This is a genomic window from Catellatospora sp. NPDC049133, assembly GCF_040648455.1.
Taxonomy (GTDB): domain Bacteria; phylum Actinomycetota; class Actinomycetes; order Mycobacteriales; family Micromonosporaceae; genus Catellatospora; species Catellatospora aurea.
On sequence record NZ_JBEZDT010000030.1, the window covers coordinates 97329 to 123021 of the forward strand.

The window sequence follows — 25693 nt, forward strand, 5'->3', positions numbered from 1 at the left end:
CTCACCAGCGCCCCGAGGGAGCAGCGGCCGGCGAGGGGCGGGGCTCAGTCCGAGCTGAAAGCCGCGTCGAACGAGGCGGTGGGCGGGTCGAAGAGCAGACCGCGCACGAACTCCAGGGCCTGGGGGGCACCGATGAGGCGGTCCATGCCCGCGTCCTCCCACTCGATCGAGATCGGGCCGGTGTAGCCGATCGAGTTCAGGGCGCGGAAGCAGTCCTCCCATGGCACGTCGCCGTGGCCGGTGGACACGAAGTCCCAGCCCCGGCGCAGGTCCGCCCAGGGCAGGTGGGACGACAGGATGCCGCGGCGGCCGTCGCCCATGCGCACCTTGGTGTCCTTGCAGTCCACGTGGTAGATGCGCTCGGCGAAGTCGAGGATGAAGCCGACCGGGTCGCAGCCCTGCCAGACCATGTGGGACGGGTCCCAGTTCAGGCCGAACGCGGGCCGGTTGCCCAGCGCGTCCAGGGTGCGGCGGGTGGTGTGGTAGTCGTACGCGATCTCGCTGGGGTGCACCTCGTGCGCGAAGCGCACGCCGACCTCGTCGTACACGTCGAGGATCGGGTGCCAGCGGCGGGCGAACTCCTCGTACCCGGCGTCGATCATCGACTGCGGCACCGGCGGGAACATGGCCACGAAGTGCCAGATCGGCGAGCCGGTGAAGCCGACGACGACGTCCACGCCGAGCTTGGCGGCGGCGCGGGCGGTGTCGGCCATCTCGGCGGCGGCACGCTGGCGTACGCCCTCGGGCTCGCCGTCGCCCCAGATGCGGGCGGGCAGGATCCCCTTGTGCCGCTCGTCGATCGGGTTGTCGCAGACCGCCTGGCCGACCAGGTGGTTGGAGATCGCGTAGACGCTCAGCCCGTACTTGTCGAGCTGGGCGCGCTTGCGCGGGATGTAGGTCTCGTCCGACAGCGCCTTGTCGACCTCGAAGTGGTCGCCCCAGCAGGCGATCTCGAGGCCGTCGTAGCCCCACTCGGACGCCAGTCGGCAGACCTCCTCGAACGGGAGGTCTGCCCATTGGCCGGTGAACAGGGTGATGGGTCGAGGCATGTGTTCGCTCTCCGATCGTGTGCGGGAGTGCCTGGTGCGTCGAGCGGAAGTCGGATGGGTGAGAGGGCCGGTCGGTCGGCGTCCGACCGGCCCTCCCACGTTCAGTGCCGGTGCGGTCAGGCCGCGACCGGGAAGGCGGGCTGCGCCACCTCGGTCCAGGCGGACCCGGACTCGGCGGAGTGCTGCACCGCGTCGAGCACGAGCTGCACGCCGAGCGCCTCCTCGAAGGAGGGGTGAGGGTCGGTGCCCTCCGCCACGGCCTGCACGAAGTCGCGCATCTGGTGGGTGAAGGAGTGCTCGTACCCGATGATGTGGCCGGGCGGCCACCACGCGGACAGGTACGGGTGCTCCGGCTCGGTGACCAGGATCCGGTTGAAGCCCTGCTCGGCGGTCGGCCTGGTCGCGTCGTAGAACTCCAGCTCGTTGAGGCGCTCCAGGTCGAACACGAGCGAGCCGAGCGAACCGTTGATCTCCACGCGGAGGCCGTTCTTGCGCCCCATCGCGAAGCGGCTGGCCTCGTACGTGGCGATGGCCCCGCCGGACAGCCGCGCCGTGAACAGCGCGGCGTCGTCGACGGTCACCTGCCCGACGGCCTGGCCGTTGCCCGTGGCGGACAGGCCGCTGGTCTCGCTCGGGATCGGCCGCTCCTTGATGAACGTCTCGGTCAGCGCGCTCACCCCGGTGATGCGCTGGCCCGTGACGTACTGGGTCAGGTCGATGATGTGCGCGCCGATGTCGCCGAGCGCGCCCGACCCGGCCCGCTCCTGCTGGAGCCGCCAGACCAGCGGGAACTGCGGATCGGTGATCCAGTCCTGCAGGTACACGGCACGCACGTGGCGGATCACCCCGAGCCTGCCGGCGGCGATCATCTGACGCATCAGCGCCGCCGCCGGCACGCGCCGGTAGTTGAACCCGCACAGCGTACGAATACCCGACTCCCGCGCCGCGGCTGCGGCATCGACCATCGCCCGGGCTTCCGCCACGGAGTTCGCCAGCGGTTTCTCGCACATGACGTGCTTGCCCGCGGCGAGCGCGGCGATGGTGATCTCCGCGTGGCTGTCGCCGGGCGTGCAGACGTCGATCACGTCGATGTCGTCCCGGGCGATCAGCTCCCGCCAGTCCGTGACGTAGCCGTCCCAGCCGAGCTTTTCAGCCGCCTCGGACACCTTGGCCTCGTCACGGCCGCAGACCGCCGCCATCCGGACCCGCAGGGGCAGGTCGAATGCGCGGTTCACGGTGCGCCACGCCTGTGAGTGCGCGGCGCCCATGAACGCGTAGCCGACCATGCCGACCCGCAGTTCCTTGTTGTCGTTTGTGGACACGGGGTGGGCTCCTCCGTTACCGAGCCCGCTGGTGCGGGCGAACCATGTCGGGCTTAGAAACCGAGCTTCAGGTACGTGCTCGCGTTCTCTTTCGTGATCGTCTCGGAAGCCAGGATGACCTCCTTGGGCACCTGCAGCTCGACCAGGTCGGACATGCCCCGGCCCTGGGCGATCAGGCGGGCCAGCGAGATCGCCGACGACGCCATGGACGGGCTGTAGGTGACCGTGGCCTTGAGTACGGTCTTGTCGGCGGCGATGTCCTCGATCGCCTTCTTCGAGCCGGCGCCGCCGACCATGAAGAACTCGCTGCGGTTCGCGGCCGTGATCGCGGCCAGCACGCCGATGCCCTGGTCGTCGTCGTGGTTCCAGATGGCGTCGATCTTCGGCAGCGCCTGCAGGAGGTTCTGCGCCTCCTTCTGGCCCGAGTCGGCGGTGAAGCGCGCCGCGCGGCGGTTGGCCACGGTGAAGCCGTAGGTGGCCAGCGCGGCCTTGAAGCCCGCGCTGCGCTCCTGGGTCAGCTCCAGCTCGTCCATGCCGGCGATCTCGCCGATGATCGGGCTGGCGACGTTCTTCGCCTTGAGCGCCTTGCCGATGTAGTGACCGGCGGCCACGCCCATGCCGTAGTTGTCGCCCTTGATCTGCAGGCGGTACGCCAGCGCGTCGGGGAAGGCGCGGTCCAGGTTCACGACCGGGATGCCCGCCTCCATCGCCTTGAGGCCGAACGCGTTGAGCTCCTTGCCGTCGTGCGGCAGCAGCACGATCACGTCGGGCTTCTCGGCGATCAGGGTGTCCAGCGCGGCACGCTGCGCCGCGGCGTCCTTGCCCGCCTCGACCTGCTTGAACGTGACGTCCTTGTACGCCCCGGCCTGCGCCTTGGCGTTGTTGGTGATCGCCGCGATCCAGCCGTGGTCGGCGGCCGGGGCGGAGAAGCCGATCGTGACCGCCTTGCCGGCGGCGGCGTTCGGGTTTTCGGTGTCGGCGCCCTTGGTCTGCGCCGGGGTCGGCGTCTGCTCGTTGCTGGTGCAGGCGGTGAGCAGAGCGCCGGCGGCGATCGCCGTGCCACCGAAGAGGAGCCGGCGGCGGGACGTGTCCGGAATCGAGTTGGTCATCACGACCTCCTGGTCGTCGCGAGGGTGTGTTCGGTCTGGCGACCGTCGCGTTCGACGGTCACCCCAGGTGGAGCGGGCTGTGCGGTGATGGAACCCAAGCCGGGGCGGGCCGATCGGGCGCCCGCCCCGCGGCGGTCAGGTCTGCGGTTTCGCCCGGGTGAGACCGTGCCTCCGGGCGAACTGCGTGACGGACGAGAACCGCACCTGCTGGAGAAGGACCGCGACCACGATGATCGCGCCCTTGACCATGTTCTGGACCTCGGTGGGCAGGTTGGCGATGGCGAACAGGTTGGTGATCGCGGAGAACACGATCACGCCGAACAGCGAGCCGATGATGGTGCCGCGGCCGCCGGACAGCAGCGTGCCGCCGATGATCGCCGCGGCGATCGCATCGAGTTCGTAGAGTTCGGCCGCGGCCGCCTGGGACGAGGTGGCGAGCGAGGTGAGCATGATCGCGGCAATGCCGCAGCACAGGCCCGAGAGCGCGTACAGCAGCATGGTGTGGCCGCGGACGTTGATGCCGGCCAGGCGGGCCGCCTCGGCGTTGCCGCCGATGGCGACGGTGCGCCGGCCGAAGGTGGTGCGGTTGAGCAGCACCCAGCCGAGCCCGGCTACCGCCAGCAGAATGATGACCAGCAGCGGGATGCCGACGATCCGCGTGGTGGCGATGCTGTTGATGAACTGGTCGCCGGAGATCTGGGTCTGCTTGCCGGAGATCTGCGCGGCCAGACCGCGTGCCGCGACCAGCATCGCCAGCGTGGCGATGAAGGGCACCAGCTTGCCGTACGCGATGAGCACGCCGTTGACCAGGCCCGCGCCGATGCCGACGGCGACCGCCGTGAAGATCATGCCGACCGGGCCGAAACTCTGCGTGGCCAGCGTCGTGGCCCACACGCCCGACAGCGCGATCAGCGCGCCGACGGACAGGTCGATGCCGCCGCCGATGATCACGAAGGTCATGCCGACGGTGACCACGCCGATCGCGGCCGCCTGGGTCAGGATGACCATGATGTTGTTGACGACCCAGTCGACGTCGCTGTAGAGGTCGGGCCGGATGTACGCGCCGATCGCGAACAGCGCCAGCAGCACCCCGACCAGGCCCAGGTTGCGCCGCATCGGCTCCTGCGCCTCGTCCTTCCACCAGCTCGTCTTGGCGACGGCCGGGGCGGCATGGGGCGCGGGACTCCCCACCTGTTCCTCTACTTTATGTTCGCTGGACACGCTCATGCGGCCACCTCTTCAGTCGTCGCGGCGGTCAGCGATCCCGCCATAACCAGATCGAGTACGTCTTCCTCGTTGATGTCGGCCGCGGGCGCTTCGCGCACCACCCGGCCCTCGCGCATGACGAGGACCCGGTCGGCCAGGCCGAGCACCTCGGGCACCTCGCTGGAGACCAGCAGCACCCCGACGCCGTTCGCGGCGAGGTCGCGGATCACCTGGTAGAGCTCGGCCCGCGCGCCGACGTCGACGCCGCGGGTGGGCTCGTCGAGCAGCAGCAGCCGGGTGCCGCCGAGCAGCCATCGGCCGACGACCACCTTCTGCTGGTTGCCGCCCGAGAGCGTGCGCACGGCCCGGCGCACGTCACGCGGGCGCAGTTCCAGCTGGTTCGCCACCCGCATGGCCTCGTCCTGCTCCTTGCCGGTGTCGGTGAACCCGGCGGTGGCGTACGAGCTGAAGTTGGTCAGCGTCATGTTGCGGTAGATCGGCTGGCCGAGCAGCAGCGCCTGGCTCTTGCGCTCCTCGGGGGCCATGCCCAGCCCGGCCCGCACCGCCGCGGCGACGTTGCCCGGCGGCAGCGCCCGCCCGTCCATCACCACCGTGCCCGCCTCGGCCTGGCGCGCCCCGAACACCGTCTCCAGCAGCTCGGAACGGCCCGAGCCGACCAGGCCCGCGATGCCGACGATCTCGCCCGCGTGCACGTCGAGGTCGACGCCGGTGAACTCACCGGAGCGGCCCAGCCCGCGCACCTCCAGCAGCTTCTCGCCGGGCGCGGTGTCCGGCCGGGGCGGGAAGACGTACTCGATGGAGCGGCCGGTCATCCGGCTCACCAGGTCACGGGTCGGCGTGGTGCGGGCCGGCAGGTTGACCGCCGAGGTGCGCCCGTCCTTGAGCACGGTGACCCGGTCACCGATCTCGCGGATCTCCTCCAGCCGGTGCGAGATGTAGACCACCGCGATGCCCTGCGCGGTCAGCTCCCGGATGATCCGGAACAGGTTGCCGACCTCGTCGTGCGCCAGCACCGCGCTGGGCTCGTCCATGATGATCAGCTTGGCCGAGTGCGACAGCGCGCGGGCCATGCTGACGATCTGCTTGCCCGCGGCGGGCAGTGACTTGACCAGCCGCTGCGCCGGAATCTCGCCGTGGCCCAGCCGGCCCAGCAGCTCCCGGGCCTGGCGCGCGGCCTGGCCCTTGTGCACGAAGCCGAGGCTGCGCGGCTCGTGGCCGAGGTAGATGTTCTCGGCCACCGACAGGTAGTCGACGAGGTCGAGCTCCTGGTAGATGGTGGCGATGCCGGCCTTCATCGCGGCCTGCGGCCCGCTGAACGAGACCTGCTCGCCCAGCCACTGCACGTCGCCCGCGTCGGGGCGGTGCACGCCGGCCAGCACCTTGATCAGGGTGGACTTGCCCGCGCCGTTCTGCCCCAGCAGGCAGTGCACCTCGCCCGCGCGCACCTCCAGCTCGACGCCGTCGAGGGCGCGTACGCCGGGGAAGGTCTTGACCACACCGGACAGCCGCAGAACCACCTCGCCCGCGGCCTCCGCAGTGGTCGCCGCCTGCTCGCTCATGCTCGACTCCTCGCTCATCTCAGGCTCAGGCCTGCTCGAAGGCGATCTCGCTGGCAAGCACCGCGGCGCCGGCGACACCGGCGCGGGGGCCCAGCTCGGACAGCACCAGGGGCAGGTTGCCGGTGGCCAGCGGCAGCGACCGCCGGTACACCACGCTGCGGATCTCGGCGAGCATGATGTGGCCCAGCTGGGCCAGCCCGCCACCGATGACGATCATCGAAGGGTTCACGAAGCTGACCAGCCCGGCCAGCACGGTGCCGATGCGGCGGCCGCCGTCGCGGATCAGCTGCACGCAGACCACGTCGCCCTCGACCGCGGCGATCGCCACGTCCATCGCGGTCACCGCGCCGTTGGTCGCCAGCCGCTCGGCCAGCGCGGGCGAGGTGCCCGAGCGCGCGGCGGCCGTGGCCTCGCGGGCCAGCGCGGCCCCGCTGAACACGGCCTCCAGACAGCCGACGTTGCCGCAGGTGCAGACCGGGCCGTGGCTGTCGACCTGGATGTGGCCGATGTCGCCGGCGCAGCCGTCGGTGCCCCGGTAGACCTCGCCGCCGAGGAAGACGCCGCAGCCGATGCCGGTGCCGATCTTCACGAAGAGGAAGTTGTCGACGGAGTGCGCCACGCCCGCGTTGCGCTCGCCCACGGCCATGATGTTCACGTCGTTGTCGACCACGGCCGGGCACCCGTGTTCCCGCGTGAGCAGCTCGCGCACGGGGAAGCGGTCCCAGCCGGGCATTATCGGCGGCGAGACGGGCACCCCGTCACGGAAGCTGACCGGGCCGGGCACGCCGATGCCGATGCCGTCGAGGTGCGTGAACGCGCCCTCCACCTTGGCCTTGGCGAGCAGCTCGTTGACGCGCTGCAGGGTGACCTTGGGGCCGCTGCGGATGTCGGCGGGCTCGCTGTAGTGCGCGACCGGCTCCAGCCGGCCGTTGGTCACCTCGACGTCGATCGACGTCGCGCCGAGGTCGACGCCCGCGAAGCGCATGCCCGGGTTCAGCTCCACCAGCGTGGACCGGCGGCCGCCGCGCGACTCGGCCGGGCCCGCCTCGGCGACGTGGCCGCCGGCGACGAGCCGGTCGAGCTCGCCGAGCAGTCGCGGACGCGGGATGTCCAGCCGGTCGGCGAGTTCGGCACGCGACAGCGCACCCTCGTCTCGCAGCAGCCGCAGCACTCTGACGTGCAGCGGATCCCAGAGCGTCCGCGCGAGGCTCATCCGCTCGTTCCTCCGACCTGATAGGACTCCACCGATGTGGTGTGTCGCACAGGTTACGAGCTTTCGACAATCGTGTCCATAGCTTCTCGCCGAATCCGCTAAACTTTTGTTTGATCTAGCAGAAGTTAGCCATGACCATCCAGAACACCCCCTCCCCTACTGCGCAAGTCTTAAAAAGTCGCGGTCTCATAACGGTCTCCAGACCGCGAGTCCGTCGGACTTGCGCCCCCGGTCCGGGCCCGGCCGGCGGGAAGTGGCGTTGCGGGAGCGTTCGCGCCCAGCCGGGACAGTCGGAGCGCTTGCTCCACGGGCGCCCGTCCAGCCCCGCCGGGCGGGCCGACCGCGCGGGTGAACGCGCCCGATTCACGCCCGTCACTGAGAAAAGTCGCCCGCTCCCGCGGCGCGAACCTTTTATGGGGGGCGCGCCTCCCACCATGATCGTTCGACTTGCCAGGCACCTGTGCGTATCTTGAGCACCCTTTCGCCCACCTGCCTGGCAAGTCGGGCGATCATGGAGAGATGTGCCGGCGGCGCGAGTACGCGGGCGCGGCGCGGATCGGGCGAGCGGGAATGCCGGTCAGGCTCGCGGGAGGCGCTGCTCCTGCCAGCGCTGCATCGCGCCGCCTACCTGCTCCTCCACGAAGCGGAAGAAGTCGCGCAGGTCGGCCATGCGCTCGCCGGCCAGTGTCCGCGCGCCGCCGGCTGCTTCGATGACGACGTCGGCCTCGTCGGAGAACTGGCCGTAGAAGCCGCGCTTGGCGGTGGTCACGCCGTACCAGGGCTGGTCGGGCAGGCGGTAGCGGTCGCGGCGGGAACCGGGCGCGGGCTCGCGCACGACGAAGCCCATCTGCATCAGGTAGCGGACGGCGCCGGAGATGGCGGCGGCGCTGACGCCCAGCCGCTCAGCCAGGTCACCGGCGGTCAGCGAGGTCTCCTCGGCACTCATCATGGTCATCAGCACCCGGGACGGCATCCGGGGGAAGCCCATGTCGGCCAGCATCATCGCCATGTGCTCCACCGACCGGCGCACACCGTCCTCATCACGCGGCGCGACCGCGTCAACCTTGTCGCTCATCAAGGACGATCATAACAAGCTTAGGAGTATTCACAATTTTATGAACAACGTGTACGTTCTCCGGCCACCCCGTGCGGTGCCCGCCTCGGCCGCGGGCACCGCACGGTGAGCAGGGTGCTAGGAGCCCGCGCCCTTGGCCGTGCCGGTCAGCGCACCGACCACCCAGCCGACGAACAGCCCGTAGGCCGAGCCCGCTGCGGCGGCCTGGAGCGCGCCCACGAAGGTGGGATCGCTGATGATGAACGCGGTGATGAAGGCCGCCAGCGCCGATCCGAAGATCAGTGCCGACCAGCCGAGCAGGAAGCCGCCGGCACCACCGGTGACCGCCTTGCTGACCACCCCGAGGATGAGGGCCACGAAGAGGATCAGCAACAGCGCGCGCAGGTCGTCGGCGAGCAGCCGGCGCATCGCGCCGCTGGATCCGTCGACGGGACCGAAGGCCCACCGGGGCCAGGTCAGCACACGCAGGAACCAGCCCCAGGCACTGTCGGAGCTGGTGTGCCTCGACACCCACTCCACAAAGGGCTGATTACCGAACAGCAGGACGAGCGCCACGGTTGCGATGATCCCGGCACCTGTCACCGTACGAGTTCGCGCCATGACTAATGATAGTTTCCCAAGCGCGCATATGTCGATGGGTCATACCGCTGGTAACACCTGCCTTTCCCGCCCGTCGACCGGTCACCGGCGGCTGTCGCACCTAGACTGACGGCCATGCGCACCGTCCACGTACGCTGCGGCGACGACCTCCGGGAGACCCTCGGACCGGCCGGCTTCCCCGGTGACTTCGTGCCGTTCACGGACCCGGTGTGCCAGGGTCCCGTCCCCCGCACGGCTGACCCGGCCGAGTTCGACGCGATCCGCGCCGGCTGGCTCGCCGGAGCGTACGACCTCGACGCCGCACCCGTGCGAGAGCGCCTGGCGCAGGAGCGGGCCGGCCTGGACGGCCTGGACGCGTACGACCGGGTGCTGCTGTGGTTCGAGCACGACTGGTTCGACCAGGCGATCCTGATCCGGCTGCTCGCGCTGCTGGCCCACCGGCCCGCGCTGCACGGGCGGCTCCGCCTGATGTCGATCGACGCGTTCCCCGGCGAGGACCCGTTCATCGGGTTCGGGCAACTGTCCGCGCCGCAGCTGGCGACACTCACCGGTCGGGAACGCCCGGTCACCGCCGACCAGTTCGCGGCGGCGGAGCGGGCATGGGCCGCGCTCGCCGCGCCGGACCCCGTCGCTCTGGCCGAGATCAAGGACGAGGCGCTGCCGTACCTGCCCAGGGCGGTCGGGCGGCACCTCGCCGAGCTGCCGTGGACCACGGACGGGCTGTCCCTGTCCGAGCGGCTGTGCCTGCGCGCGGTCAGCCCCGGGCCGCTGCCGTTCGCCGCCGTCTACCAGGCGCACCAGGACGCCGACCCGCTGCCGTACCTCGGTGACGTGATGCTGGCGCCGGTGCTGCGGCGGCTGCACGACGCCGAGCGCCCGGCGCTGGCGCTGCGCGGCGGCGAGTACCAGCTCACCGCGTACGGCCAGCGGATCCTGCACGGTGACGCGAGCTGGCAGACCTTTCCCCGCTGGGTCGGCGGGGTGCTGCTGCCCGGCTGGCGGTGGGACCCCGACGCGGCCCGGCCCGTCCCGGCCTGAGGCCTGACAGGTTCACGCCTCCAGCGGGGCGGCGGCGAAGGACACCTTGAAGCGGGCGCACCAGATGGTGACACTGCGCAGCTCGGTCGGGTCGACGTTGGCGGGCACGGCGTAGACCTGGGTGCCGTGGGTGCCCTTGAGGCGGCCCAGCTCGACGTGCTTGCCGTCGTCGAAGACGTGCCAGCCGGCACGGCCGGGCAGCACGGGCTGATCGGTCAGCCACACCCGCAGGTCGGGGCCGTCCGATGTGGCCAGATCGCGCAGGATCACCTGGTGGCGGCCGTCGGGCAGCCGCACCAGCTGCGCGGTCCCCGAGCTGTCGTGCTCGTGCGTGACCAGCTTGCCCTCCGCCAGCAGCACCGCGACGGCCGACGGCGAGGGCGCGCCCGCGACCGGGGAGGAGGCCGGTGCGGGCGTCGCGCTCGTGGACACCACCGCCGGGGCGGCGTCGTTGACGGTCTTCGAGGTGAGCAGTTTCCAGGGCTGGAACCAGTACAGACCGAACGCCAGGCCCACGGCCAGCACCGCGGCCACCGCCCAGGAGGCGGGCTTGCGGAACAACCTCGTCATGCCCTGACGCTAAGGCCCGCACGGCCCCGGCGGGACCCCACGTTCGCGGATCGTAAGGTTCCGGCGGCGGCGGCATCCGGGCACCGCCGATGATCTCGACGTACGCTCGCGGCATGGCCACCAGTGTGCTCGTCGTCGACGACGACCCGACCGTCAGCGACGTGGTCCGGCGCTACCTGGAGCACGCCGGGCACCGGGTGGTGCTGGCCGCCGACGGACAGGCCGCGCTCGACGCGTACGCCCGGGAGCGGCCCGACCTGATCATCCTGGACCTGATGCTGCCCGTGCTCGACGGGCTGGAGGTGGCCCGGCGGCTGCGCGCCGCACCCGGCCCCGGCGTGCCGATCATCATGCTGACCGCGCTCGGCGAGGAGGTAGACCGCATCGCCGGCTTGCAGGTCGGCGCGGACGACTACGTGACCAAGCCGTTCTCCCCGCGGGAGCTGGTGCTGCGCGCCCAGTCCGTGCTGCGCCGCACCGGCCCGCAGGCCGCCCCGGTGGCGGTGCTGACCGACGGGGACCTCGTCGTCGACCCCGTACGCCGCACCGCGCACCTCGCCGGCCGCGAGCTGGCGCTGACCGTACGCGAATTCGACCTGCTGGCGTTCCTGATGGCGCACCCGAACGAGGCGCTGCGCCGGGCGCAGCTGCTGGAGTCGGTGTGGGGCTGGACCTTCGGCGACCAGTCCACGGTCACCGTCCACGTGCGGCGGCTGCGCGAGAAGATAGAACCCGACCCGGCCGCGCCGCGGCGCATCCACACCGTCTGGGGCGTGGGCTACCGGTACGAGCCGGTGCCGGCGGGCGCCGGTGCGTGACCTGCTGCTGATCCTGCTCGCCGCGCTGGCCGGGGCGGCGATCGTCTGGCTGCCCGCGGCGCTGCTGCTGCGCCTGCTGCACCGCCGCTCGATCACGCTGAACGTGTGCGTGCTGCTGGTGGCCACGGTGCTGGCGATGCTGGCCGGGGTGCTGGCGGTCGCCGAGGGCATGTTCATCTCCCCGCACGACCTGCAGGTGCTGCTCGTCGTGGTGCCGCTGTCGGGGCTGGTCAGCCTAGGGATCGGCGGCTGGGTGGCGTGGCGGCTGGCCCGCTCGGCGATGTGGGCGGCCGACGCCCGCGAGCGCGAGCGCCAGGTCGAGGCGAGCCGCCGCGACCTGGTCGCCTGGGTGTCGCACGACCTGCGCACCCCGCTGGCGGGTATGCGGGCCATGGCCGAGGCCCTGGAGGACGGGGTGGTCAGCGACCCGGCCACGGTCGCCGAATACCACCGCCGGATCCGTACCGGCACCGACCGGATGGCGGCGCTGGTCGACGATCTGTTCGAGCTGTCGCGGATCAACGCCGGGGCGCTGCAGTTGGCCCCCGTGGACGTGCCGCTGGGCGAGGTGGTCTCCGACGCGGTCGCCGCGGCCGCGCCGGTCGCCGCCGCGCGGGGCGTACGCCTGCTCGCCGAGGGCGAGTGGCCCGTGGTGCGGGCGGGCGAGCGCGAGCTGTCCCGGATCGTGGCGAACCTGGTGCTCAACGCGGTGCGCTACACACCCCCCGCCGGAACCGTGACGGTCACCGGCGGCCGCGACGCCGAGGGCGGCTGGCTGGCCGTCGACGACACGTGCGGCGGCATCGCCGAACCCGACCTGCCCCGCGTGTTCGACGTGGCGTTCCGCGGCGCGAAGGCACGCACCCCGGACGCCGACGGCGGCGGGGGCGGGCTCGGCCTGGCCATCGTCGCGGGGCTCGTCGACGCGCACGGCGGCCGGGTCGACGTGGCGAACACCGCCGCCGGCTGCCGGTTCGAGGTCCACCTGCCGGCCGCGCCCGCCTGACGGTTCCCGCCGGTTCCGGTGTCCGGCCTGCGGGACGGGCCCGGAGGCCGTCACGGCTCGCGCACTAGGCTGCCGGGCATGCCTTCGGTTTCCTTGGTTCACATCGGCTCCTACACGGCGAAGGCCGGCACCGCGCAGGCGATCACCGCCTGGCGGCAGGACCCGGACACCGGGCGGCTGGAACCGGCGGGTTCGCCCGTCGAGGCGGTCGACCCGTCGTGGCTCGCCTGGCACCCCGACGGCACCCACCTGTACGCGGCCAGCGAATCCGCCGCGCGGGTGCTGTCGTACGCCGTGACCGCCGACGGGCTCGAACTGCTCGGCGCTCAGCCCAGCGGCGGTGCGGACCCCTGTCACCTGGCGGTCGACCCGCAGGGCCGATTCGTGGTGGCCGCCAACTACAGCGGCGGGTCCGTGGCCGTGTTCGCGATCGGCGCCGACGGCGCGCTGCTGCCGTACCACCAGCTGATCGCGCACGAGGGCAGCGGCCCGGACGCGGAGCGCCAGGAGGGACCGCACGCGCACATGGCGCTGCTCGCTCCCGACGGGCTGCTGCACGTCACCGACCTGGGCACCGACGAGGTTCGCAGCTACGCCGTCGAGCCCGCCGGTCTGCGGCCCGTGGCGACCTCGCCGCTGGTCGCCGGGATGGGGCCGCGCCACCTGGCCGTGCACCCGTCCGGGGTGGTGTTCGTCGCAGGCGAGCTGGACTCCACGGTCGTGACCTGCGAGGTCGCCGACGGGCTGCTGCGGCCGGTGTCGAGTGTCGCGGCGACGGCCGGCGAGCCGGGTGAGCGCAACTACCCGAGCCACCTGGAGTGCTCGCCCGACGGGCGCTTCCTCTACGTCGCGAACCGGGGCGCGGACTGCCTCACCGTGTTCGCGGTGGAGGGAACCGCGCTGCGCCCGGTCGCGGATGTGCCGACCGGGCGCTGGCCGCGGCACTTCGCGCTGCTCGGGGACTTCGTGTACGTCGCCGACCAGGACGGCGACACGGTGAGCGTGTACCGCCGCGACCCGGCCACCGGCCTGCCCTCGCCGACCGGCGACACCGTTGCCGTGCCGAACCCTTCCTGCGTCGTGCCCGCCCCGCGCCGCGCCTGATCAGCGGGCCGTCCCGGCTCCGTTTTGCTATCGATGTTGGCCTGATCTCATCGAAATCCGGGCACCCGGATTCGATGAGGCAGGCGACCATCGGTGACTGGCGGGACGAGGGCTCCGCGCCGGGCCGACCGGTGGAGGCAGGATCCCCGGAGGGCGCGGAACGCCGACGAATATCCCCAAAGAACTCCATACCCTCCCGGGACCGGCTGATACTGGCCACGTAGCAGTCATGATCACGGGAGGCGTACATGATCGGGGCGATCCTCTGGGGCATCATCGGCGGCGCGATCGTCGGCTACCTGGGCCGGCTGCTGCTGCCCGGGCGCCAGAACATCTCCGCGCTGATGACGGTCGTCGCGGGCATCCTGGCCGCGACGCTGGGCGGCATCATCGCCACCTGGCTGGGCGTCGGCGAGACCCGGGGAATCGACTGGATCAGGCACATCATCCAGCTCGCGCTGGCCATGTTCTTCGTATGGCTGGCCGCGCGGATGTCCGCCAAACGCCACACGCAGGCGGTGCAGCCGCGCACCCGCTGATCCCTCAAGAGCCGGGCGCACGTCCGCTGTGCGCCCGGGTACGCAGGATTAATCAGTACACACTGGACATGGATGTTTACTGACCGTGGCGCGCGGCAATCGCAGCGCCATGGTACTGACCGCATCGCGATACCGCACCGCGACCGGTGCGGGCGTCATCGCCGCACTCATTCTCGTGCTGGTGTTCGGCAGCCCCGTCTACGTCGACTGGGCCAACGACAACGCCGACACCAACACCGCCGGTGGCTGGTTCCTCAAGCTGCTGACGTGGCCTGCCTGGAGCTTCGACGCGGACAGCTCCGTGCAGGACGTGCTCGCCGCCGACCTCAAGGCGATCCTGCTCATCATCTTCACTGCGGTGTTCCTGGCCCTGTCGACCAACGCCCAGCTGGGACGTGCTCGCGGCACGTTCAGCCAGCTCATGGCCGGCTGGTCCGGGTACATCTTCGCGGGTGCGGTGGCGGGTCTGCTGACCGCCTTCATCCGCTCGGACGCCTCCCTGCTGGGGGCCTTCCAGGCGGCCGGTTCCGGCGCCATCTACGGCCTGTTCGTGGGCTGGATCGTCGGCATCGCCACGCTGGGCCACTACCGCGGCTCCACCCCCTGAGCCCTGCGGCCCAGTTGTTTCTGGGGAATCCGCCCCCTCCGCTCCCCCGGAGGCCGCGGGTTCCCCGGAACCGTCTCCGGGGAAAGATCGCCCGACTTGCCAGGCAGGCGGGCGAAAGCGGGCTCAAGATACGCACGGATGCCCGGCAAGTCGGGCGATCTTGCGGCCGATGCGGGGTACCGGAGGCGCTCAGGCCCTGTCTGCCATGGTGACCGGCGGGTAACGTGCGGCGGGTGGAGATGACTTACGACACGACCATGCAGGGCGCGCTGGCCGAGCGCATGGGCATCAAGCTGCTGGAAGCGACCCCGGAGCGGCTCGTCGCGACGATGCCGGTGGACGGCAACACCCAGCCCTTCGGCCTGCTGCACGGCGGCGCTTCCTGCGTGCTGGCCGAGACCCTCGGCTCGATCGGCGCCACGCTGCACGGCTCGACCATCGGCCGCCCGTACGCGGTGGGCGTGGACATCAGCGCCACCCACCACCGGGCCGCCCGCTCCGGCCTGGTCACCGGCGTCGCCACTCCCCTGCACCGCGGCGGCAGCATCGTCACCTACGAAATCGTCATCACCGACGAGGACGACCAGCGCATCTGCACCGCCCGCCTCACCTGCCTCCTCCGCAAGTAACCCACCCCTCGCGAAGGAAGGGCACCTTCCCAACCACGTGCGTAGAGGAAGGGCACCTTCTTAACCACTCACCCGGATTGACCTGCCGTGGCAAGCCCGCACACGTCAGACGGGCGTGTCTGCCCAGGCCACCTGGACAGAGGGTTAGGAAGGTGCCCTTCCGCTACCCATAGCGATAAGAAGGTGCCCTTCCTTTCACCAGGACGGGCGTTGGAGGAGGCTGACGAACTCGACGAGGAGGCGTTCGCGCAGGCGGGGTGGGGCGGCGGCGAGCACGGCGTTGACGACGGCCATGCGGGGGGCCGCGCCGGGTTCGCCGCCGGTGAGGCCGAAGGTGTCGGCCAGACCGGCGACCATGTCGGCGGTGAGCTGGTCCGGCGGCAGGTGGGCGGCCATCGCGAGCAGTTCCGCGGGCAGCTCGACGGGGCCGTGGGCGCGGGCGGCGGCGGCCGACTCGGCCAGGGCCGGGCCGAACTGGGGCACCTGCGGGAGCACGGACGCGGTGACGGTGAGGTGGATGCTGGCCGGGATGCCCTGGTACGGCAACTGCGGCTGGGTGTGCCAGCCCCGCGCGGCCAGCTCGTCGGCGAGCACGAACAGGTCCAGCCCTGGATCGTCCGAGGTCAGGCACACGACGGTGAAGTCGGCCGGGGCGAGCAGGCGCAGCCCGTCCACCTCGGACACGGCCTTGGCCAGCCCGGCGACGGCGTCGCGGGTCTGCCGGGCCAGTTCCAGGTATCCCTCGTCGCCGACGTGCCGCAGCGTCGCGAACGCCGCCGCGATCGGCCCGCCGGACCGCGTCGACGAGATCACCGGGTTGACCATGGTGTACCCGGGCCAGTCGGCGAACGCGAAGTACTGCGGGCGGCGCAGGCCCGCGTCCCGGTGCAGCAGCACCGACACCCCCTTGGGGGTGTACGCGTACTTGTGCAGGTCCACCGACATGCTCGTCACCCCCGGCACGCCGAAGTCGAACGCGGGCACCGCGACCCCGACCCGGCGCAGGAACGGCAGCGCCCAGCCGCCGAAGCACGCGTCGACGTGGCAGCGCACACCCTGCTCGGCGGCGATCGCGGCGATCTGCTCGACCGGGTCGACGACCCCCTGCGCGTACGACGGCGCGGAGCACGCCACCAGCACCGTGTCCGCGGTGATCGCGGCGGCGACCGCGGCCGGGTCGGGCGTGAACGTCTCCGGGTCCACCGGCACCAGGTCCAGCGCTACGCCCAGGTAGTGCGCGGCCTTGGCGAACGCCGCGTGCGCGGTCGACGGGGCGACCAGGCGCGGCGCGGTGATCTCCGGGTGCGCGTCGCGGGCCGTCTTCACGGCCAGGATCAGCGACTCGGTGCCGCCGCTGGTGACCGAGCCGACCACGTCCGGCGCGTCCGTGCCGGGGCCCGCTCCGAGCACCCGGGCCGCGGCGGCGACCAGCGCGTTCTCGGTGGCCAGCAGGGACGGGAACGCCGTCGGGTCCAGGCCGTTGACGTGGGCGGACAGGGCGTACGCGGACATCGCCAGCTCGTCGAGCCCCGCCTTGGCCGGGTCGTACACGTAGGCGAACAGCCGCCCGCCGTGGGTCGGCAGGTCGGCGGCGCGCATCCCGCGCAGCTCGGCGAGCACCTGGTCAGCGGGCACGCCCTGGGGCGGAAGTGCGTCGATCATCGGGTCACCGTACCCGTCTCCACCTGCACCGATGCGAGCCGCTCCGGGGTCAGGTCGTAGCGGCGCAGCAGCAGCGTCACCGGGCCGACCAGCAGCGCGGGCACCACGCTGAAGCCGAGCAGCACACCGAGCCGGGCCCCGTCGGACTGGGCCGCCGCGCCGCTCGCCGAGGAGGCGTAGCCGGACAGCTGCAGGACCAGCGCGTAGAGGCCGGGTCCGAGCGCCAGGCCGAAGGTCTCGCCCGCCGTCCACAGGCCGGTGAACACGCCCGCCTGGCGGCGGCCCGTGCGGGCGGCGTCGTACGCCACGCAGTCGGGCAGCATCGCCATCGCGAAGACCTGCTGGCCCGCGTAGCCGACGCCGATCAGACCGGTGATCACGTACGCGACCACCGGCGGCACGGAGCCCGCGACGACGAGCGCGAGCGCGCCGCCCGACAGCAGCACCGAGGCCAGCACCAGCGCCTTGGTCTTGCCGACCCGCGCGCCGACCCGGCTCCACAGGGGCATGACCAGCAGCGCCGGGCCGACGAAGCAGGCGAACAGCAGCGTCGGGCCGTCCTCCGGGCGCTGGAGCACGTGGTCGGCGACGTACTTGACCCCGGCCAGCATCGTCGCGACGCCGATCGACTGCACCACGAACACGGTCAGCAGCACGGTGAACGGCCTGTTCCGGCGTACCACGGCGAGTTGCGCGCGCAGCGTCGGCTCGCTCTCGGTGACCCGGCCGACCGGGGCGCGCCGGGTGCCGAGGAACGCGCCCAGCGCCCCGATCACGATCAGTGCGGCGACGAACACACCCATCCAGCGGTGTCCGGGCACGCCCCCGCCCCCGGCCTGCACCACGATCGGGGCGACCGCGCCGGAGACCAGGATCGCCACCGCGAGCACGGCGACCCGCCAGGTCATCAGCCGGGTGCGCTCGCTGTAGTCGTCGGTCATCTCGGCGGGCATCGCCACGTAGGGCACCTGGAAGAAGGCGTACGCGGTGGCGGTGGCCAGGAACGCGACCGCGACGTAGACCGCCGCCCCGGAACCCGCCCCGAACGGCCCGGCGAACATCGCGGCGAACAGCACCGCCACGGCGAGGCCGCCGAACAGCAGGTACGGCCGGCGCGCGCCCCAGCGCGAGACGGTGCGGTCGGAGATCCGGCCCGCGACCGGGTTGATCAGCACGTCCCAGGCCTTCGGCACCAGCACCAGCAGGCCGGCCAGGCCCGCGGCAACGCCGAGGTTGTCGGTGAGGTACGGCAGCAGGAGCAGGCCGGGCACGGTGCCGAAGGCGCCGGTGGCCAGCGAGCCCAGCGCGTATCCGGCGCGTACGCCGCCGGTCAGCGGCTGGTCCCGGTCAGGGGCGGTGACCTCGGACGATGTGGGGGGCGACACGGTCATGGCTGCGGATGCTACGCGCCGTGTGGCGTAGCGCACAGAGGGAGGTGAGGGAATTTCACACTGTTCTTGATGCTTCAACAATCAAGTAGCAACGGGCGCGTTACCTGGATGGGCACGTTCCGACGACGAGACTGGTGAGCCATGACCGAGCAGCCGGCAGTACGCACGAGGGTGACCGTTCCGCTGCGTTTCCCCGACGGGTACGCCACCACCGCCGAGGTCTTCACCTTCACCGGCCTGTCGGACGGCCTGGAGCACCTCGCGCTCGGCCTCGGCGACTTCGCGCAGGCGGGCACGCCCCTGGTGCGGGCCCACTCGGAGTGCATGACCGGCGACGTGTTCGGCTCCGCCCGCTGCGACTGCGGCCCGCAGCTGCGCGAGGCCGTTCAGCGCATCTCCGAGCGCGGCGGCTACCTGCTGTACCTGCGCCAGGAGGGCCGGGGCATCGGTCTGTACGCCAAGCTCGACGCGTACGCCCTGCAGGACGCGGGCCTGGACACGTACGCCGCGAACCGGGCGCTCGGGTTCGGCGACGACGAGCGGGACTACACCGCCGCCGCGCAGATGCTGGCCGCCCTCGGCGTGCCCGCTATCGACCTGCTCACCAACAACCCCGACAAGCCCAGCCAGCTGCGCGACCACGGGGTCGAGGTGGCGCACGTGGTCCCCACCGCCGTGCACGCCAAGCCGGACAACCTCCGCTACCTGCGCGCCAAGGTGACGCATACCGGCCACACCATCGCCCTCCCGGCCGCAGCCTGACCGTCAGCCCTGCTCAGCCCCCATCGACCGTTAAGAAGGGCACCTTCTACATCGCATAGCGATGTGAAGGTGCCCTTCCTTTCGCTCGGGTGGTCGGACCGTCGAGGTCCCGCTGGTGGTGCTAGGCGGTGATGTCGTTGACGCAGCGGAGCACCGGCTGGGCGGCCAGTGCGGTGGCGTCGAGGCGGGCGGTGGTGTGCACGGTGAACGTGACCGACTCGCCGGGCAGCAGCGTGACCAGGGCCTGGTCGACGGTGGCGGCCGGGTCGAGGCGGTCGGGGAACAGGGACAGGTCGCGCAGGATGGTTCCGGCGGTGACGGTGACGGCGTAGCCGCCGGCGGTCGGTGCGACGGTCGTCTCGTACCGCGCGGCCGGGTAGTCGATCTCGCGGTCCTCGGCGTGGAACCACCAGGCCTGCTGCTCGCCGACGACGGCACGGAGCAGCTCGGACCGGGGTTCCTCGGGTAGCGCGACGCCGTCCGGGATCGGCGTCACCGTCACCGAGCGCGGCGCGACGTCGAACGCGACCGCGGTCGCGGCCAGCGCCTTGCCGCTCAGGTCGTGGCTGGTCACGTCCGCCGAGGCCTGCCACGGCCGGTCGGTGTCGTTGGAGGCGACCAGCACCAGGCCGCCGTCACGCGGCTGGATGGTGAGCAGGCGGTCGGCGTACGCATCGCGCAGCACGTACCACAGCGGCTTGCGCCGGCCGTCGCCGTCGATCGCCGCCCAGGACGTCACCGGCCAGCAGTCGTTGAGCTGCCAGACGATCGCCCCCATGCACACGGGCTGGTGGGACCGGAAGTGCTCGACGGCCAGCCGGATCGCGCGGGCCTGGTTGACCTGCGTGAGGTAGTGCCAGTCGTCGAAACCCTGCGGTTCGGGCAGGTGCGCGTCCAGCCCGCGCCGCAGCTTCAGGTCGCCGTCGGCGGCCTTCTGGTGGTGGCGCATGCCGGGCGAGTCGCTGGCCAACGGCTCGTCGTGCAGCGCTCGGCGCAGCGTCGCGTACGCCGGCGGGGCCTGGAACCCGAACTCGGCGCAGAACCGGGGGACGTAGTCGCGGTAGTGCGTGTAGTCGACCTGGTTCCACACGTCCCAGATGTGCATGGTGCCGTGCGCCGGGTCGTTCGGGTGGATGTCCGGCGTGCCCGACCAGGGGCTGCCCGGCCAGTACGGGCGGGTCGGGTCCAGTTCGGCCACGATCGCGGGCAGCAGCTCGTGGTAGAAGCCCGCGCCCCAGCTGCGCCCGGCGAGCTTCTCCGGCCAGCCCCAGTCGGCGAAGCCCCAGATGTTCTCGTTGTTGCCCGTCCAGGTGACCAGGCTGGGGTGCGAGGCCAGCCGCACCACGTGCTCACGCGCCTCGGCGGCCACCTCGGCCGCGAACGGCTCCTCCTCCGGGTACGCCGCGCACGCGAACAGGAAGTCCTGCCCGACCATCAGCCCCAGTTCGTCGGCCAGCTCGTAGAAGTCCTCCGACTCGTACCGGCCGCCGCCCCATACCCGCAGGTAGTTGATGTTCGCGTCGCACGCCTGGCGGAAGCGCTCGGCCAGCCGCTCCCGGGTGATCCGGGTGACGAAAGCGTCGTCGGGGATCCAGTTGACCCCCTTCACGAACACCGGCACGTCGTTGACCACCACCGTGTACGGCGTGCCGTGCTCGTCCGGCGTCGTGTCGACCCGTACCGTGCGGAAGCCCACCCGCCGCTCCCACCGGTCCAGCTCGCGCCCGCCCTCGGTGGCCAGCACCACGCGCAGCGGGTAGAGCGGCTGCTCCCCGTAGCCGCGCGGCCACCAGCGCCGCACGTCGGGCACGGACAGCCGCAGGGTCGTGCCGATGCTGCCGGGGCCGATCGAGGCGACCCCGACCACGCCGCCGACCTCGACGGTGACGTGCAGCGATTCCGTCGACGCCCGCTCCACGTCGACGTGCACGTCCACCACACCGGTCGTGCCGTCCACGGTGACCTGCGGGCGCACCTGCGCCAGCCGCGCCGTCGACCAGCTGTGCAGGCCGATCGGCTGCCAGATGCCGGCGGTGACCACGGTCGGGCCCCAGTCCCAGCCGAAGTTGCAGGCCATCTTGCGGATCAGGTTGTACGGCTCGTCGTAGGCCCCCGGCCGCGAGCCGACCTGCCGCGCCATCGCCGCCGTGTAGTCGTACGCGGAATCGAAGGTGATCCGCAGGTCGTTGCGGCCGGGGGTGAGCGCCGAGCGCAGGTCGAAGCGGTAGCCGCGGTGCATGTTCGCGGTGCGCCCGACCTCGGTGCCGTTGAGCGAGATGACGGCGACGGTGTCCAGCCCCGCGCAGACCAGGTCGATCCGGTCGTCCTCCGGGCCGGACCAGCCGAAACTGGTCTCGTACGTCCAGCGGGTGCGCCCGATCCAGCTCAGCTCGTTCTCATTGGAGTCCAGATAGGGGTCGGGAATGAGACCGGCTGCCAGCAGGTCGGTGTGCACGCACCCGGGCACGGCCGCCGGCACCCGGTCGACCGGCACCGGCGTGTTGCGCGCCGACACCGACCAGCCGTGGTGGAGCTGGACCATGCTTCGGGACCGAGACGCCATCATCACGATTTGACCGCACCCTCCATGATGCCGCGGACGATCTGCCTGCCCCCGACGAACAACAGAATGATCAGTGGCACGGTGGCCACGAACGCACCGGCGAGCACTCGCCGGTACAGCACATAATTACCGCTGGCCAGGTCGAACAGCGCGACCATCGAGGTCGGGTAGTCCGTGCCGCCCAGCGTGATGAGCGGCCACTGGAAGTCGTTCCAGCTGCCGACGAAGGTGAGCAGGCCCAGCACGGCCAGCGCGGGCCGGATCGCGGGCAGCACGATGCTCCAGTAGATGCGCATGGTGGTCGCGCCGTCGACGCGGCCCGACTCGATCAGCTCGTCCGGCACCGCGCCGAGGATGAACTGCCGCATGTAGAACACGCCGAACGCGCTGACCAGGCCGGGCACGATGACCGCGAGCAGGCTGCCGTTCCAGCCGCCCTCGCCGGGCAGGTAGCCCATCAGGATGTAGAGCGCGACGATGCCGAGCTGGTTGGGCACGGTGAGGGTGAGCACGACCATCACCATCAGGATCCGGCTGCCCCGGAAGCGCAGCTTGGCGAAGGCGAAGCCGGCCACCGAGCAGAAGAACAGCACCGACACGGTGACCACGGTCGACACGATGACGCTGTTGACCAGCGACTCGGCGAAGTACACGTCCTGCAGCGAGAAGACCTCGGTCAGGTTCTTCATGAACTCGCCGCCCGGCAGGAACTTCGGCGGGATCTCGGCCAGCGCCGCGTCGGTGCTCGTCGCGATGACGAACATCCAGTAGATCGGGTAGATGGACAGCAGGAACGTCAGCCCGAGCAGCAGGTAGGTCCATTTGCCGGCCGGGGTGTCCTGGGGCGCGCGGCCCAGCAGCGCGGGCTTCATCCTGCGGCGCGGCGCCTGGTCGGGGGGCGTCTCGGCCGGGGTCGCCGGGCGGGTGTCGGTGGTGGTGCTCATCGCTTTCCTCCTCCGAGCCGGTTGGTGACCAGGGTGTTGACGACCGCGACGAGCACGATGACCAGGAACAGGGCCCAGGACATCGCCGCCGCGTAGCCCAGGTTGAGGTTCTTCCAGCCGACCTTGTAGATGAGCTGGGCGATGGTCTGCCACTCGCCGTTGGAGCCGCCGCTGGCCGAGGCCGGGTTCGCGTCGAGCAGCATCGGCTCGGTGAACAGCTGCAGGCCGCCGATGGTGGACAGGACGACCGTGAAGATCACCACGGGCAGGATCATCGGCACGGTGATCCGCCACAGCTGCTTCCACGAGGTCGCGCCGTCCAGCGCGGACGCCTCGTAGATGTCGCGCGGGATGGTCTGCATCGCCGACAGGTAGAGCAGCGCGTTGTAGCCGATCCACTTCCAGTTGACCATCGTGGCGATGGCGACCCAGGACTGCAGCTTGCCCGCGCGCCAGTCGATCGGGTCGTCCATGCCGAAGACGGACAGCACCCAGTTGGCCACGCCGTAGTCGCGCCCGAACACCACCAGGAAGACCAGCGTCGAGGCGGTCAGCGGGGTGATGTACGGCAGCAGCATGCTGACCCGGAACCAGGTCTGCCCGCGCAGCCTGCGGTTGAGCAGGAACGCCACGCACAGGGCGAGGAACAGCTGCGGCACCGTGGACAGCACGAAGATGCCGAAGGTGTTGTAGAGCGCGTTCCAGAAGTCCTCGTCGGTCAGCAGCTTCTCGAAGTTGGCCAGGCCCGCCCAGCCGTCCTGGGCCGGGTCGTCCAGCCGCCAGGTGCGCAGGGCCACCACGCCGTTGAAGATCAGCGGGAACAGCCCGAAGATCGCGAAGAGGATGAAGAACGGTGCGATCAGGACGTAAGGCATCTGCTTCACGTCGAATCGGTGCAGCCGGTGCGATAGCCCGCGCACGATTACCTCCGTTTACCGAGGACGGTCGATATGATGCGGAACGTGGCGCGGCGGGCGAAGGGGTGGACGCCGTAGGGAGACGCCCACCCCTTCTGATCCCCACTGCAGCGGAGTCAGGTCAGGCCTTCGAAGCCTTCTCGGCTTCCTTGACCGCCTGTGCCCAGGCGTCGGCGGCCTTGGTGGTGCCGGCCTGGACGGAGTTGATGACGTTCTCGACCGCGACCCGGGTCGGGCCGTTCTTCTTGCCCAGGTACTGCGGGGTCAGGCCCTCGGCGGTCTTGCTGAAGATCGCACCGACCGGGGCGTCGCTGAAGAACGGGTTCCTGAAGTCGGCGATCGCCGGGTCCTTGTAGAGGGCCGGCTGCGAGGGCAGGTTGCCGACCTTCTTGAAGATCTCGATCTGCTGCTCGGGCTGGATCAGCCACTCCAGCAGCTTGTACGCCTCGTCGACGTTCTTGCCCTGCTTGGGCACGGTCAGGAACGAGCCGCCCCAGTTGCCGCCGCCACCCGGGATGGCCGCCACGTCCCACTTGCCGGCGGTGTCCGGCGCGGTGTTCTTGATGTGGCCCTGCATCCACGCCGGGCAGGCCAGCACCGCGAAGTCGCCCTTGACGAAGGCCGCGTTCCACTCCGGCGACCAGGCCGGCAGGTTGGCCGACAGGCCCGCGTCGATGGCCTTGAGGGTGAGGTCGAAGGCCGCCTTCGGGCCGCCGTCCATCTTCAGCGTCTCGGACTCGTCATAGAAGCCCACCGGCTGCTGGCCCAGGATCGGGTTGAACAGGTTGGTGGCGTTGTCGACGAACTTCTTCTTCGACTTGGCGGTGTAGTTCTGGCCGGTCTTGATGAACTCGTCCCAGGTCGGCCACAGGGCCGACACCTTGTCCCGCTCGGTCGGCAGGCCCGCGGCCTTGAACAGGTCGGTGCGGTAGCACATGGCCAGGCCGCCGACGTCGGTGCCGAGGCCGATCTGCGTCTTGCCGTCGGCCGACAGCGACTGCTTCCACTTCCAGCCCAGGTACTTGTCCTGGTACTTGCTCGCGCCCTTGTCGAGCAGGTTCACGAACTTGTCGGCCTGGCTGCGGAAGCTGACGATGAAGCCCTCGTCGATCGCCGCGATGTCGGGGGCGCCGTTGCCGGCGATCAGCTTCTTCTGCAGGTCCTCGTGCTGGGCGTTGTACTCGCCCGAGTTGAGGACGATCTTGACGTTCGGGTTGGCCGCCTCGTACTTGGCCTTGAGCTCGTCGAGACCGAAGTCGCCCCAGAAGGCGATCTTCAGCTCGACCGGGCCGCCGGGCTTCGCCGGCTCGTCACTGCCCCCGCCCTTGCAACCGGCGAGCGTGAGCGCGCCGACCGCGACGAGCGCGGTGGCCACCACCCAGCCGGACCTGTGCAGTCGCATGTACGTCCTCCGAAACAACTTGGAGCGCTTCCAGGAATAGCGAAGCGTCTACTGAACCGGATAAGTGCACACACGGTATGGGCGCGCTCCCAACGTGTCAATAGGACGTCGTTCTCGTGACGACCCTGTGACGTGGACCATGAAAACCGCTTAAGTAATCTTGACTGACATCGATGGCTAGACTGATCGGAGAGGAAAACCGTGCGGTGAACGCGCTCTCCGTACGGCATGATCGGCGGGCGCGTGAGGACACCGGAAGGGGGTGCGCGGCACCGTGGCCGAGGACTTGAAGATCACCGATCGGGTCGTGATTCCCGACAGCGAACTGCGCGAACGCTTCTCGCGAAGCTCCGGCCCCGGTGGGCAGGGGGTCAACACGAGCGACAGCCGGGTGGAGCTGTCGTACGACGTGGAGCGCTCCCACGCCATCCCCGACGAGCTCCGCGACCGCGTCCTCGAACGGCTGGGCCACCGGCTGACCGGCGGGGTGCTCACCATCGCCGCCAGCGAGCACCGCGCCCAGCTCGCCAACCGCGAAGCGGCCCGCGAACGCCTCGCCGCCCTGCTCCGCGAGGCCCTGGCTCCCC

At 71.0% G+C, this 25693-nt stretch carries 24 protein-coding genes; 9 read left to right on the forward strand and 15 right to left on the reverse strand.

The features are described 5' to 3' along the window. Nucleotides 1-44: 44 nt before the first annotated feature. The 8 genes from AB0B35_RS29925 to AB0B35_RS29960 form a co-directional block, all read right to left on the reverse strand. On the reverse strand, nt 45-1049 hold the full coding sequence (locus AB0B35_RS29925) for a sugar phosphate isomerase/epimerase family protein (RefSeq protein ID WP_360522812.1): 1005 nt from the start codon (nt 1047-1049) through the stop codon (nt 45-47). Nucleotides 1050-1165: 116 nt separating this feature from the next. Then, nucleotides 1166-2371 (reverse strand): Gfo/Idh/MocA family oxidoreductase, encoded by a 1206-nt coding sequence (locus tag AB0B35_RS29930; protein WP_361051465.1) that lies wholly within the window; start codon nt 2369-2371, stop codon nt 1166-1168. A gap of 53 nt (nt 2372-2424) precedes the next feature. Continuing rightward, nucleotides 2425-3480 carry a substrate-binding domain-containing protein gene (locus AB0B35_RS29935; protein WP_360522806.1) on the reverse strand — a complete coding sequence of 352 codons (1056 nt, stop codon included), beginning with the start codon at nt 3478-3480 and terminating at the stop codon, nt 2425-2427. 135 nt (nt 3481-3615) lie between these two features. Continuing rightward, complete coding sequence (locus AB0B35_RS29940; RefSeq protein ID WP_360522976.1) at nt 3616-4596, reverse strand: ABC transporter permease; 981 nt, start codon at nt 4594-4596, stop codon at nt 3616-3618. A 107-nt stretch (nt 4597-4703) separates the two neighbouring features. After that, nucleotides 4704-6266, reverse strand: coding sequence for a sugar ABC transporter ATP-binding protein (locus AB0B35_RS29945; RefSeq protein ID WP_361051468.1), 1563 nt, complete (start codon nt 6264-6266; stop codon nt 4704-4706). A 25-nt stretch (nt 6267-6291) separates the two neighbouring features. Next, nucleotides 6292-7479, reverse strand: coding sequence for an ROK family transcriptional regulator (locus AB0B35_RS29950; RefSeq protein ID WP_203698655.1), 1188 nt, complete (start codon nt 7477-7479; stop codon nt 6292-6294). A gap of 577 nt (nt 7480-8056) precedes the next feature. Then, a complete protein-coding gene (locus AB0B35_RS29955) occupies nt 8057-8554 on the reverse strand; it encodes a helix-turn-helix domain-containing protein (RefSeq protein WP_360522797.1) in 498 nt (165 codons plus the stop codon). Between the two features lie 117 nt (nt 8555-8671). After that, the gene (locus AB0B35_RS29960; protein WP_361051472.1) at nt 8672-9109 is read right to left on the reverse strand and encodes a hypothetical protein; all 438 of its coding nucleotides are present in this window, start codon (nt 9107-9109) and stop codon (nt 8672-8674) included. A gap of 159 nt (nt 9110-9268) precedes the next feature. On the opposite strand from AB0B35_RS29960, the gene AB0B35_RS29965 reads away from it, so the two are divergent. Next, a complete protein-coding gene (locus AB0B35_RS29965; protein WP_361051475.1) occupies nt 9269-10192 on the forward strand; it encodes a DUF1835 domain-containing protein in 924 nt (307 codons plus the stop codon). A gap of 12 nt (nt 10193-10204) precedes the next feature. Here AB0B35_RS29965 and AB0B35_RS29970 read toward each other — a convergent pair whose 3' ends face one another. Further along, nucleotides 10205-10762 carry a DM13 domain-containing protein gene (locus AB0B35_RS29970; protein ID WP_361051478.1) on the reverse strand — a complete coding sequence of 186 codons (558 nt, stop codon included), beginning with the start codon at nt 10760-10762 and terminating at the stop codon, nt 10205-10207. Between the two features lie 113 nt (nt 10763-10875). Between AB0B35_RS29970 and AB0B35_RS29975 the strand changes: the two genes are divergently transcribed. The 6 genes from AB0B35_RS29975 to AB0B35_RS30000 all read left to right on the forward strand — a co-directional run bounded on the left by AB0B35_RS29975 (nt 10876) and on the right by AB0B35_RS30000 (nt 15465). Then, entirely contained in the window at nt 10876-11580 is a 705-nt protein-coding gene (locus AB0B35_RS29975) for a response regulator transcription factor (RefSeq protein WP_361051481.1), read from the forward strand. A gap of 1 nt (nt 11581) precedes the next feature. Then, on the forward strand, nt 11582-12586 hold the full coding sequence (locus AB0B35_RS29980) for a HAMP domain-containing sensor histidine kinase (RefSeq protein ID WP_361051545.1): 1005 nt from the start codon (nt 11582-11584) through the stop codon (nt 12584-12586). A 78-nt stretch (nt 12587-12664) separates the two neighbouring features. Continuing rightward, on the forward strand, nt 12665-13690 hold the full coding sequence (locus AB0B35_RS29985; RefSeq protein WP_361051484.1) for a lactonase family protein: 1026 nt from the start codon (nt 12665-12667) through the stop codon (nt 13688-13690). Nucleotides 13691-13938: 248 nt separating this feature from the next. Beyond that, on the forward strand, nt 13939-14229 hold the full coding sequence (locus AB0B35_RS29990; RefSeq protein WP_361051487.1) for a GlsB/YeaQ/YmgE family stress response membrane protein: 291 nt from the start codon (nt 13939-13941) through the stop codon (nt 14227-14229). A gap of 109 nt (nt 14230-14338) precedes the next feature. After that, nucleotides 14339-14836, forward strand: coding sequence for a hypothetical protein (locus tag AB0B35_RS29995; RefSeq protein ID WP_360522776.1), 498 nt, complete (start codon nt 14339-14341; stop codon nt 14834-14836). A 239-nt stretch (nt 14837-15075) separates the two neighbouring features. Beyond that, entirely contained in the window at nt 15076-15465 is a 390-nt protein-coding gene (locus tag AB0B35_RS30000; RefSeq protein ID WP_360522970.1) for a hotdog fold thioesterase, read from the forward strand. Nucleotides 15466-15660: 195 nt separating this feature from the next. Here AB0B35_RS30000 and AB0B35_RS30005 read toward each other — a convergent pair whose 3' ends face one another. Together AB0B35_RS30005 and AB0B35_RS30010 are read right to left on the reverse strand one after the other, a co-directional pair. After that, a complete protein-coding gene (locus AB0B35_RS30005; protein ID WP_361051490.1) occupies nt 15661-17127 on the reverse strand; it encodes an aminotransferase class V-fold PLP-dependent enzyme in 1467 nt (488 codons plus the stop codon). Next, on the reverse strand, nt 17124-18518 hold the full coding sequence (locus AB0B35_RS30010; RefSeq protein WP_361051494.1) for an MFS transporter: 1395 nt from the start codon (nt 18516-18518) through the stop codon (nt 17124-17126). The genes AB0B35_RS30005 and AB0B35_RS30010 overlap by 4 nt, the downstream gene beginning before the upstream one ends. Before the next feature lie 141 nt (nt 18519-18659). Between AB0B35_RS30010 and ribA the strand changes: the two genes are divergently transcribed. Then, entirely contained in the window at nt 18660-19280 is a 621-nt protein-coding gene (gene ribA, locus AB0B35_RS30015) for a GTP cyclohydrolase II (protein ID WP_361051497.1), read from the forward strand. 121 nt (nt 19281-19401) lie between these two features. Here the strand turns inward: ribA and AB0B35_RS30020 are convergent, their stop codons facing one another. The 4 genes from AB0B35_RS30020 to AB0B35_RS30035 form a co-directional block, all read right to left on the reverse strand. Then, nucleotides 19402-21822, reverse strand: a complete 2421-nt coding sequence (locus AB0B35_RS30020; protein ID WP_361051499.1) for a glycoside hydrolase family 2 protein — start codon at nt 21820-21822, stop codon at nt 19402-19404. Between the two features lie 23 nt (nt 21823-21845). Next, nucleotides 21846-22715, reverse strand: a complete 870-nt coding sequence (locus AB0B35_RS30025) for a carbohydrate ABC transporter permease (RefSeq protein WP_361051548.1) — start codon at nt 22713-22715, stop codon at nt 21846-21848. Nucleotides 22716-22783: 68 nt separating this feature from the next. Beyond that, complete coding sequence (locus AB0B35_RS30030; protein WP_361051551.1) at nt 22784-23662, reverse strand: sugar ABC transporter permease; 879 nt, start codon at nt 23660-23662, stop codon at nt 22784-22786. A 163-nt stretch (nt 23663-23825) separates the two neighbouring features. After that, the gene (locus AB0B35_RS30035) at nt 23826-25106 is read right to left on the reverse strand and encodes an extracellular solute-binding protein (RefSeq protein WP_361051502.1); all 1281 of its coding nucleotides are present in this window, start codon (nt 25104-25106) and stop codon (nt 23826-23828) included. Between the two features lie 274 nt (nt 25107-25380). On the opposite strand from AB0B35_RS30035, the gene arfB reads away from it, so the two are divergent. After that, nucleotides 25381-25693 (forward strand): alternative ribosome rescue aminoacyl-tRNA hydrolase ArfB (gene arfB / locus AB0B35_RS30040; RefSeq protein WP_361051505.1); only part of this gene is annotated, 313 nt, incomplete at its 3' end.

Bases quoted from the DNA above. Each gene is read 5' to 3' on its own strand.
- AB0B35_RS29925 (WP_360522812.1), bottom strand. From the start codon at position 1,049: ATGCCTCGACCCATCACCCTGTTCACCGGCCAATGGGCAGACCTCCCG.
- AB0B35_RS29935 (WP_360522806.1), bottom strand. From the start codon at position 3,480: ATGACCAACTCGATTCCGGACACGTCCCGCCGCCGGCTCCTCTTCGGT.
- AB0B35_RS29940 (WP_360522976.1), bottom strand. From the start codon at position 4,596: ATGCGGCGCAACCTGGGCCTGGTCGGGGTGCTGCTGGCGCTGTTCGCG.
- AB0B35_RS29945 (WP_361051468.1), bottom strand. From the start codon at position 6,266: ATGAGCGAGCAGGCGGCGACCACTGCGGAGGCCGCGGGCGAGGTGGTT.
- AB0B35_RS29950 (WP_203698655.1), bottom strand. From the start codon at position 7,479: ATGAGCCTCGCGCGGACGCTCTGGGATCCGCTGCACGTCAGAGTGCTG.
- AB0B35_RS29955 (WP_360522797.1), bottom strand. From the start codon at position 8,554: ATGAGCGACAAGGTTGACGCGGTCGCGCCGCGTGATGAGGACGGTGTG.
- AB0B35_RS29965 (WP_361051475.1), top strand. From the start codon at position 9,269: ATGCGCACCGTCCACGTACGCTGCGGCGACGACCTCCGGGAGACCCTC.
- AB0B35_RS29970 (WP_361051478.1), bottom strand. From the start codon at position 10,762: ATGACGAGGTTGTTCCGCAAGCCCGCCTCCTGGGCGGTGGCCGCGGTG.
- AB0B35_RS29975 (WP_361051481.1), top strand. From the start codon at position 10,876: ATGGCCACCAGTGTGCTCGTCGTCGACGACGACCCGACCGTCAGCGAC.
- AB0B35_RS29985 (WP_361051484.1), top strand. From the start codon at position 12,665: ATGCCTTCGGTTTCCTTGGTTCACATCGGCTCCTACACGGCGAAGGCC.
- AB0B35_RS29990 (WP_361051487.1), top strand. From the start codon at position 13,939: ATGATCGGGGCGATCCTCTGGGGCATCATCGGCGGCGCGATCGTCGGC.
- AB0B35_RS29995 (WP_360522776.1), top strand. From the start codon at position 14,339: ATGGTACTGACCGCATCGCGATACCGCACCGCGACCGGTGCGGGCGTC.
- AB0B35_RS30000 (WP_360522970.1), top strand. From the start codon at position 15,076: ATGACTTACGACACGACCATGCAGGGCGCGCTGGCCGAGCGCATGGGC.
- AB0B35_RS30005 (WP_361051490.1), bottom strand. From the start codon at position 17,127: ATGATCGACGCACTTCCGCCCCAGGGCGTGCCCGCTGACCAGGTGCTC.
- AB0B35_RS30010 (WP_361051494.1), bottom strand. From the start codon at position 18,518: ATGACCGTGTCGCCCCCCACATCGTCCGAGGTCACCGCCCCTGACCGG.
- ribA (WP_361051497.1), top strand. From the start codon at position 18,660: ATGACCGAGCAGCCGGCAGTACGCACGAGGGTGACCGTTCCGCTGCGT.
- AB0B35_RS30020 (WP_361051499.1), bottom strand. From the start codon at position 21,822: ATGGTCCAGCTCCACCACGGCTGGTCGGTGTCGGCGCGCAACACGCCG.
- AB0B35_RS30025 (WP_361051548.1), bottom strand. From the start codon at position 22,715: ATGAAGCCCGCGCTGCTGGGCCGCGCGCCCCAGGACACCCCGGCCGGC.
- AB0B35_RS30030 (WP_361051551.1), bottom strand. From the start codon at position 23,662: ATGCCTTACGTCCTGATCGCACCGTTCTTCATCCTCTTCGCGATCTTC.
- AB0B35_RS30035 (WP_361051502.1), bottom strand. From the start codon at position 25,106: ATGCGACTGCACAGGTCCGGCTGGGTGGTGGCCACCGCGCTCGTCGCG.